Raw genomic sequence first — 9784 nt, forward strand, 5'->3', positions numbered from 1 at the left:
CAAATATGACATCTTCAACTCAACCTGCTCCAGATACAAAAAGCTCGCTAATAAGGGGCTTGCTAATAGGTCTGCTACTCGGCGGCCTTTTAGCGTTTGGCTTGGCCTCACTATTGTTGTCTGATTCATCAAAACACGGAAATGGTGAAAGTGCCCACAGCGGAGTAAACACCCACAGCGGAGTCAGTGCCCACAGCGACGGAACTGACAACAAAGCCCCTTTATATTGGGTAGCGCCTATGGATGACAGCTACCGCCGTGACAAACCGGGAAAGTCACCGATGGGAATGGACTTAGTGCCCGTATACGCCAATGACGACGCAACATCTGCGAAAAGTAATGAGCGTTCGCCTGGTACCGTAATGATTCCGCCAAATGTACAGCACAATATGGGGGTTAAAGTCGCGCCTGTTTCCATTGGAACACTTCAAAAGACCGTAACGGCGGTGGGCAACGTAGCCTACGATGAAGAGAGTATTGTGCACATCCACCCTAGAGTATCAGGTTGGGTCGACAGGCTCTTCATTAAATCCCAAGGTGAGCAAGTTGAGAAAGGGCAGGCACTTTATACCCTGTATTCGCCAGAATTAGTTAGCGCACAAGAAGAATTCGTTCTAGCCCTTAGACGAGGAGACGCACGTTTAATTGAGGGGGCAGCCGAGCGCTTAAAAACTCTGGGGCTATCAAAGGGCGTTATTGAAGCGTTGCAAAAAACTAGACGAGTAACACAAACCGTCACATTTAACGCGCCGCAAAGCGGTGTGGTAGAAGCGCTGAATATAAGGGAAGGATTTTACGTTCAGCCCGGGACAACCTTGATGAGCATCGCACAGCTAGATACGGTGTGGGTGATTGCTGAGGTACCTGAAAAATACGCGCTAATTATCGCGCCTCATAATAGCGCTGTGGTTACCCTCGACGAAATGGACCATGGGTTCGATGCTAAATGGGAAAGCCACGTAGAATATATTTATCCGTCTTTGTCAGAAACAACCCGAACCTTGAAAGTGCGCATACCGCTAAACAATAGCAACCACACGTTAAGGCCCAATATGTTTGCCCACGTTGGAATAAAGCCTACTCAACGTAAAGCGGCGTTACTGGTTCCTCGTAGTGCCGTCATTCGCACGGCTGAGGGCGCAAAAGTGGTACTCAGTAAAGGCGATGGCAATTTTAAGTCAGTACGCGTAACACTGGGGCAAAGCGATAGTACACATTTTGAAGTAGTCGAAGGCTTGTTGCCAGAGGATGATGTTGTGGTATCAGCACAATTTTTGATTGATTCAGAGTCGTCGAAAAGCAGTGACTTTAAGCGAATGAAAGCGCCAGAACACCAGGCCACGACAACAGGTACTATTGAGGCAATTGAATTGCCCGCTGACGCCGAAACGAATGGCGCTTGGAATAACGCAAACTTAGTGATCGCTCGCGGTCCGATTGAAAAATGGGGGCGGGGACCTGCGACAATGTCATTTGCGGTATCAAAGCATATTGACTTATCTCAGTTCAAAGAAGGTGACAACATAATGTTCACCTTTGTGACTGGCAAAGAATTCACGGTTATCGATATGCGAAAGCGCAGTGAACATGCAGTGGACAAGGGTATGGTGCATGACTCAGGTCACAGCAATCATAAACATGATACGAGCAACCTGAAGGGCGATGGAGAGCAAAGCGATGCTCACGAGTCGATGGTTCATAAGTCAATGGTTCACAAGTCGGTAGAACAAAAATCGATAAATCATAAGGAGCATATGCACCATGATTGAATCGGTAATTCGCTGGTCGGTAAACAATAGAATACTGGTATTGCTGAGCGCTATTATGCTCAGTATTGCTGGTGTCTGGGCGGTGAAAAACACCCCCGTCGATGCTATCCCTGATTTATCTGATGTCCAAGTTATAGTGAAAGTAAACTATCCCGGTCAGTCGCCGCAAGTGGTGGAAGATCAGGTGACGTTTCCTCTCACCTCTGCGCTAATGTCAGTGCCTGGCGCACAGACGGTGCGAGGGTATTCATTCTTCGGCGATGCCTACGTATATATAATCTTTGATGACGATACAGACATGTACTGGGCTCGAAGCCGTGTTCTGGAATACCTAAGCCAAGCGTCTTCGCAACTTCCAGAAGGCGTGACACCTCAGTTAGGTCCAGATGCGACAGGGGTAGGTTGGGTTTACATTTATGCGTTGGAGAACGATGCTAGTCAGCCAAATGCGCTAGATGCTGGTGAGTTAAGGGCGTTGCAAGACTGGTTCTTGAAGTTTGAGCTTCAGTCAGTTGAAGGCGTATCTGAAGTGGCGTCTGTTGGAGGGATGGTTAAACAATACCAAGTTATTGTCGACCCTGAAAAATTACGTGCCTACAACATTCAGCCATCCATGATAGAAATTGCCCTTAAACGGGGTAACCGCGCGTCAGGCGCTTCGGTTATTGAAATGGCCGAGGCAGAGTACATGGTTAGTGCGCAAAGCTACATTCAGGGCATTGACGACATACTGTCGTTGCCTACAGGCGTTATCAAGGACGGCGTTAGCATAACGATTAACGATGTAGCACAAGTGGTAGAAAGCCCGTTGATGCGCCGCGGTATTGCTGAACTAAACGGGAATGGCGAAACCGTGGGTGGCATTATAGTGATGCGCTATGGTGAAAACGCAAAAGCCACTATCGATGCGGTTAAAGCTAAGCTGGATTCATTAAAAGCGAGCTTGCCGGAAGGGGTGAATATCGTTCCCGTGTACGATCGCTCCTCCCTTATTGATAAGTCCGTCGATAACCTCACCAATAAGTTGGTGGAGGAATTGCTGGTCGTTGGTTTGGTATGCGCTATCTTCTTGTTTCACTTACGTTCATCTATGGTTGCGCTAATCAGTTTGCCTATTGGTATTCTCGCCGCGTTTATCGTAATGAAGCTGCAGGGACTTAATGCCAACATCATGTCGTTAGGTGGCATTGCTATCGCTATTGGTGCAATGGTGGATGGCGCTATTGTTGTGGTTGAAAATTTACACAAGCACATTCATCAGCATGCTGTTTCATCAAGTCAGGTGGGTTCAGTACGTCAGGTGAGGGCAGCGAGTCAAAGGGATTCAGCAAGTCAGGTGGGGTCAGGGAGTGCCCAGTCGCAAACATCTTTACCAGCCTCTGCGCCAACATCTGCAAAGCTTTCGGCAGTCAAACGTTGGGAACTGGTGATTAAGTCGACCACCGAAGTTGGCCCAGCTTTATTCTTTGCGCTCCTAATTATAACCGTATCCTTTATTCCTGTTTTTGCGTTAGAAGCACAAGAAGGGCGTCTTTTTGCGCCTCTTGCCTTTACCAAAACCTATGCCATGGCAGCAGCTGCGGCGCTGGCAATTACCTTGGTACCTGTGCTGGCGGGTTATTTTGTACGCGGAAAAATACGATCTGAAGCCCAGAACCCGGTAAATAGAGCTTTAGAGCGCGTATATCAACCATTGCTGACGCGGTTGCTTAACTACCCACTGCTCACTTTGGCGGGGGCATTTTGCTTGTTGCTTTCCATGTACTGGCCGTTAAGCCAACTAGGTAGTGAATTTATGCCCGAACTGGACGAAGGCGATTTGATGTATATGCCTACAACCTACCCGGGTATTTCAGTGGGTAAAGCCAGAGAGCTTTTACAGCAGACGGACAAGCTTATTGCAACCTTGCCCGAGGTTGAAACGGTATTCGGGAAAATTGGACGCGCAGATACGGCCACAGACCCTGCACCATTGACGATGATTGAAACCTTCATTCAGCTTAAACCGAAAGCCCAGTGGAGGGCGGGCATGACCACTGAAAAGCTCAAAGAAGAGCTTAACGCTCTGGTGCAATTTCCTGGGCTGACCAATGCGTGGGTAATGCCAATTAAAACCCGCATCGACATGTTGGCAACCGGCGGCATTGAAGCCATCGGAATGGATATAGAGACACTGCTTAAAGACCTGCCCAACACAGCATCAGTTTACGCTGAGCGGGTGGTAGGTGGCCGTTATGTTTATATCGATATCGACAGGCAGTTGGCGGCGCGTTATGGCATGACGATAGACGATGTTCACAGTATTGTGGGCTCGGCAGTGGGCGGCAAAGTGGTTACGCAGTCAGTGGAAGGGCGTGAGCGTTTTCCTATCGCCATGCGTTTTTTACAGCACTACCGCGATACGCCTGAATCTTTAGCATCCATGCCTTTCGTCACGCCAAGCGGTGTTCACATTACCCTTGGAGATGTGGCAACTGTGCGTATTGACGACGGGCCGGCGGGAATTAAAAGCGAAAATGCCCGATTAAATGGATGGGTATACATTGATATCTCGTCAGACTCAGCCACAGGTATTGACTTAGGGGGCTATGTAGATAGCGCGAAACGTCATTTGTCAGAGCACCTCGATTTACCCACCGGATACTCCATCACGTGGGCGGGGCAGTTTGCTTACCTTGAGCGCGCGAAAGCAAAACTGTCGGTGGTTATACCGCTAACGTTAGCCATTATCTGCCTTTTGCTTTATCTGGCATTCAAACGTCTTCGCGATGTGGCACTCATACTTGCTACCTTACCGTTGGCGCTGGTGGGCAGTGTATGGTTGCTTTATCTTCTTAATTTTAATCTTTCGGTGGCGGTAGGCGTAGGGTTTATTGCCTTAGCCGGCGTAGCGGTAGAAATAGGCGTTATCATGTTGGTCTATCTAAACCAATATGTATCAGATGCACTTACTAAGCACGCAACAGAAAATGGCAACATTAAAAAAGATGAGCTTGTTAAAACGGCTATTGTCCATGCCGCCTCGGCAAGGCTTCGCCCTGTAATGATGACATCGCTTTCAATTATTGTGGGCTTATTACCTGTGCTTTATGCCACTGGAACCGGTAGTGAGTTGATGCAGCGAATTGCGACGCCTATGGTAGGCGGTATGGCGAGTGCACTGGTATTAACGCTGTTGGCATTGCCAAGCGCGTTTTACTTAATTGTGTCACGCAAAAAATAATAGAGTTGAAAGTGTAGTAGAGTAGATAAAGCATGGGGAAGCGATAACACGCTTCCCTGCGCTTTATTTTTAAAGCATTGTGCGATTAGTGCGCTGCCGCGTGATCTTTCGCATAATCTTCAACTTGTTGCCAAACGCGTAAAAGGTTTCCGCTCAATATCTTTTCAATGTCGCTACGGCTATAACCTCTATCCAGCAATCCTTGTACTAGGTTTGGAAAACTCGCCACGTCTTTAAGGCCAATAGGTAATGAGTCACCTACACCATCATAGTCTGAACCAATACCTACATGATCAACACCAATCAGTTTTACCACGTGATCGATATGGTCAAGCACTTCATCAAGGGTTGAATAAGGGTAAGGCACTTCTTTGCGATAATTCTCTTCAAAGTTCTCTAGCTTAGGGCTTTCTTCGCCTTCTTTTTCAACCAAGGCTTTTCGCGCTGCAGTAAGGCCACTACGCCACTTGCCAGCTTCTTTAGATACAAAACTAGAACCAAAGTTAATCATAATCACACCGCCATTTTCGCCGAGTTTTTTGATCATCTCGTCGTCCATGTTGCGCTCAAAACCGGGGGGTAAAGCGGCGCAGTGAAGAATGTGATGCTATGACTGGCGCCTTTGTTAACTCAATAACCTGATAAAAAGCGTCGTCAGACACATGAGAAATATCTAGCATGATGCCGATGTTGTTCATTTCGCCCACTAAGGTTTTGCCAAACGGGCTAAGGCCTTTCCATTTTCTGCGCAGGTCATACGAAGAATCAGAAATGTGGTTGGCTTGACTATGAGCAAGAGTAATGTAGCGAATCCCGCGCTCGTAAAAATCCGTTAAATTCGCCAAGTCACCTTGAATAGGAGAACCATTTTCCATGCCCATTGGCAGTGAAATTAACCCTTTTTCAAATTGGGCTTTTACGTCAGAAGGGCTTTTAGCAATGGCAAATTTATCAGGTGCGCGGGCAACAATGGCTTCTACTGAATCGATGAGCTCATGGGCAAGCTGCGTAGATTCTGGAGAGTTGTCTAAACTAGCAGGCACGTAAATACTCATAAAAGGGGCGTTCAAACCACCAGATACTGCACGAGGGTAGTCGAAGTCGCCGTCCTGCGTGGCTTTAGTGACATCAACCCACTTTTCCTTTACGCGATAAGGAACATCAATGTGTCCATCAACAATAATAGTTTCTTGTGCGATCTTGATAGCTTTTTCAGATGCTGAATAAGTAGAGGTCTCAGCAAGTACAGAGTGTGAAGCAAAAAGCGCAGAGATAAGTAATGCGCAAGATGAGAGTGGGAAGCGCCCCTTCATAGAAAATCCTTATTTTGTTTTTTTATCGCTTAGGTCAACAACCGCTAACTTAATAGCAATACGAGACTAAAGGATAATGCGCACTGCGACAATAGGCTTTTACTTGCTATGCATTTACCCCAGATTGCTCTCGCTAAGCCCTAAATTAGTCGATATTGCTCATTTTTAGAGCGCTTGTGCTTGTTTACTTCAAGTTTACATTGCAATAAAAATTTAAAACTTGTTATTGTGAAGACTGCGTGACTTCATTGCGCGAATACGGGATACTCCCAAGCGCTCCGCCAATTATCGATGACTACTATGCATCAGCGCGGCCGACGTAATTTTTTAGTGGCACCCGCTCTTCTCACATAATCAAGCCGGGGCCACAGCTAACAAGTATGAGAAATAAATATGGCTATTAATTTTGTACCGCTAGACAAAGAAAAGCATAAAGACCTAAAGGTTGCGGTAAATACATCTTTCAGCTTTGCGAAAAATACACACCTTGCAGCAGCAACGATCCGTGAATTTGCACAACTAGCTGCGACAATGCCGCTAGTGTTCATTGAAGACACTACATCAAAGCGTCACCACGTTGTGACTATGCTTGGTATGGAACAAGGTCAAAACCTTTTTCTAACTGGCGACAGCTGGAAAGGCCCTCACGTTCCAATGAACATCCTTCGCTATCCATTCGACGTGCGTCCAGACGGCGACAAGCTTGGCGTTTACATTGATGAAAACTCTGACCTTATTTCTGACGAAGGCCAAGCGCTATTCACTGAAGCTGGTGAAGCAAGCGAGTTCCTAGATAACCGTCAGAAATTCCTAGCAGACCTTGCGAATAGCGAAATGCTAACTCAGCGTTTTGTTGCGAAAGTCGTTGAACTGGACCTTCTTGATCCAATTCAAATTCGCCTTACATACCAAGATGGTAAACAGCGCAATGTTACTGGCATGATGAGCATCAATGAGAAGAAGCTTCTTGAGCTGCCAGAAGAGCAGGTGCTTGAGCTACACAAGCAAGGCTTCCTAGGTGCTATCTACGCAGTAATGATGTCTGTTGGTCAGCTAAACCGCCTTGTTGAGCTTTCTAATGACACAGAAAACCCAATTCGCAGCATGCAGCTTTCTGCGGTTAAAGCAGAAGAAGCCGCACCTGAAGCGGCGCCAAACGCGTAACCGCTCCCTCATTTTGAAGTTTAAAAGCCCGCAAAGTTGCGGGTTTTTTTGTACCTAAAATTCACGTTCAGACTTCGTCATGTTTCGTTCAGAAACCGTTAAGTTTTAATGTCTTATCTTACACCTCGTTCCCAACACATTTTTTAAGGACAAAAGACATGAACACTAACACTAACACTAACACTAACACTAACACTAACACTAACAAGCTAAAAACTACGCTAACTGCACTATCACTTATCACGGCTTCAGTAATTACAGTCTCAGCAGCACATGCAACTACACAAAACGAAGTACAGGTAACTGCTGTCGATTTTGAAGGGGTAGATGACAACCTCTACGGTGCAAGATATGTGCGCTACCTTGAAGAAGTTAGCGGAAACAGCGGCGCTTACCTTATCAACCCTTATCTTCAGCGTGTATCGAGTTTATCTGGTGGTTACGCCAATTTAGATGGTATTGACGTATTTAATTTAGGCAGCACTTTTTACCTAGACGATACGTGGATGCTTGCCATAGAAGGCGCTCACAGTAAATTTGACGACGAATTCGGTGACGAAGATTATACCAATATTGACCTAAAGGTAGGATTTAACTTATCCCGTCAATGGCAAATTGGTGCAGGTGTCATCTATCAGCGTGCCACTTACGACTTTAATAATGGTACGGAAAGTTACAGCGAAAGTGAAAATGAGACTTCACCACTTGTTTTTACACGCTATACCACGGTAGGCAACGCGGGAACGGGCTGGGACTTTACAGCTCAGTACGTAGCAGACGATGTTGACGTTTTATCGGGCAGCGCCAGATACTTCTTCACTCCAGGTTTGAGCGTTCAGGGAAGCTATAGCTATACCAATGCACCAGATGGGTTCGATAATGTAAAAACCGCAGGTGTTGCGCTTGATTACTGGGTAAATGAGCAATTTTCAGTGTCAGCTAGCTATGAAACAGATATTGATAGCGATGTAGATAGCGACGTGGCTTCGCTTACCGCATCCTATCGTTTCTAAGTTAGGACACTTGATCATCGCTATGCGTTAACACGCGTTGATGTAAATGCAGTGAGTTAGCACTAGTCGTGTTAACTCACTCGTTTTTTAACGTGCTGATGTGGCGCAGCTGGTTGAATTACGACTCAGCATACGTGCAATAGGGCTGAAAACAGCGTTAAACATAATCGTGAGATCTCGCCGCTCATTTACAGTCAAAAACAGCAGTTCATCGATTAATTACACCTTAATTTTTTCTCAGCTGAATATTTTTTAATCTTTTTTACACGCCTAATCATACACTTCCTAAAAACACTGTATATCCAGCCAGTTTAAACCCAGTGTTTATGCGGCCTTCACGCCTTTTTTCTACTTGACAGTGGGGATCATTGATACCTAAACTGTATCTCAGTGGGTAAATGTGGCGAATTGTGGATCAAATCATCATCACTTTGCAGATTAGTACTCAAAAAACAAGAAAACCAAGAGCAAATAATAAAAGGCTAGGGGAATGTTCCGCGGCGCTAACGCAATCAATCTGGATACAAAAGGCAGACTGGCTATACCGACGAAGTATCGTCAGTCGCTGCTGGATGATTGTCAGGGACAACTGGTCTGCACAGTCGATACACAACAAAGTTGTTTGCTACTTTACCCACTTCCCGAATGGGAAGAGATTGAGCTTAAACTCTCTAAACTTTCAAGCATGATCCCAGCCGAGCGTCGCTTGCAGCGATTGCTACTAGGTTATGCTTCTGAAGGTGAGATGGATAAAAGCGGGCGCATTCTTGTTCCTACTCCACTGCGAAGTTTCGCAAAACTCTCAAAAGAAGTCATGTTAGTTGGTCAGTTAAACAAATTCGAAATTTGGGATGCCGATATTTGGGCACAACAAGTTGAAGCTGATATAGACACCGAACGCAAAGGCGAATTTGAACTTACCGAACGATTACAGGACTTTTCTCTATGACGCAGCCTAGCGAATTTAAACATATTTCAGTATTACTTGATGAATGCATTGAAGCCCTAGCGATCAAACCGAACGGTATCTACATTGACGCCACTTTCGGCCGTGGGGGGCACTCAGCACATATTTTGGATGCATTGGGCGAACAAGGGCGACTCATCGCCTTTGACCGTGACCCGCAAGCAATCAAAGCGGCAGAACGTTTCGCCGATGATAAGCGTTTTAGCATTATCCACTCACCGTTTGGTGATATGGCAGAAGAAATCGAAGCGCTGGGACTAACCGGTAAGATTGACGGTGTGCTTATGGATTTGGGGGTGTCATCACCTCAGCTAGATGATGCCGAGCGTGGTTTT

The 9784-nt window shown here is 46.2% G+C and carries 6 protein-coding genes and 1 pseudogene; 6 read left to right on the forward strand and 1 reads right to left on the reverse strand.

Annotated features, from left to right (window positions below; all coding sequences use genetic code 11):
• Window positions 1–5 precede the first annotated feature (5 nt).
• Entirely contained in the window at window positions 6–1769 is a 1764-nt protein-coding gene (locus KUL49_RS19305) for an efflux RND transporter periplasmic adaptor subunit (RefSeq protein WP_131138314.1), read from the forward strand.
• Window positions 1762–4992 carry an efflux RND transporter permease subunit gene (locus KUL49_RS19310; protein ID WP_131138315.1) on the forward strand — a complete coding sequence of 1077 codons (3231 nt, stop codon included), beginning with the start codon at window positions 1762–1764 and terminating at the stop codon, window positions 4990–4992. Before KUL49_RS19305 ends, KUL49_RS19310 begins: the two co-directional genes overlap by 8 nt.
• A gap of 85 nt (window positions 4993–5077) precedes the next feature.
• Here KUL49_RS19310 and KUL49_RS19315 read toward each other — a convergent pair.
• Window positions 5078–6305, reverse strand: a pseudogene (locus KUL49_RS19315) (dipeptidase).
• Between the two features lie 393 nt (window positions 6306–6698).
• On the opposite strand from KUL49_RS19315, the gene KUL49_RS19320 reads away from it, so the two are divergent.
• The 4 genes from KUL49_RS19320 to mraW form a co-directional block, all read left to right on the forward strand.
• Window positions 6699–7469 carry a SapC family protein gene (locus KUL49_RS19320; protein ID WP_014950439.1) on the forward strand — a complete coding sequence of 257 codons (771 nt, stop codon included), beginning with the start codon at window positions 6699–6701 and terminating at the stop codon, window positions 7467–7469.
• 158 nt (window positions 7470–7627) lie between these two features.
• A complete protein-coding gene (locus tag KUL49_RS19325) occupies window positions 7628–8482 on the forward strand; it encodes a putative porin (protein ID WP_131138316.1) in 855 nt (284 codons plus the stop codon).
• Between the two features lie 490 nt (window positions 8483–8972).
• Window positions 8973–9431 (forward strand): division/cell wall cluster transcriptional repressor MraZ, encoded by a 459-nt coding sequence (gene mraZ, locus KUL49_RS19330; protein ID WP_012519465.1) that lies wholly within the window; start codon window positions 8973–8975, stop codon window positions 9429–9431.
• Window positions 9428–9784: 16S rRNA (cytosine(1402)-N(4))-methyltransferase (mraW, locus tag KUL49_RS19335; protein ID WP_131138317.1), on the forward strand; the 357-nt coding region annotated here is incomplete at its 3' end. The genes mraZ and mraW, both read left to right, overlap by 4 nt.

It is taken from the genome of Alteromonas sp. KUL17, assembly GCF_006538305.1.
Classification (GTDB): Bacteria; Pseudomonadota; Gammaproteobacteria; order Enterobacterales; family Alteromonadaceae; genus Alteromonas; species Alteromonas macleodii.

Coding starts and splice junctions, on each gene's coding strand:
- KUL49_RS19310 (WP_131138315.1), top strand. CDS start 1,762: ATGATTGAATCGGTAATTCGCTGGTCGGTAAACAATAGAATACTGGTA.
- KUL49_RS19305 (WP_131138314.1), top strand. CDS start 6: ATGACATCTTCAACTCAACCTGCTCCAGATACAAAAAGCTCGCTAATA.
- KUL49_RS19320 (WP_014950439.1), top strand. CDS start 6,699: ATGGCTATTAATTTTGTACCGCTAGACAAAGAAAAGCATAAAGACCTA.
- KUL49_RS19325 (WP_131138316.1), top strand. CDS start 7,628: ATGAACACTAACACTAACACTAACACTAACACTAACACTAACACTAAC.
- mraZ (WP_012519465.1), top strand. CDS start 8,973: ATGTTCCGCGGCGCTAACGCAATCAATCTGGATACAAAAGGCAGACTG.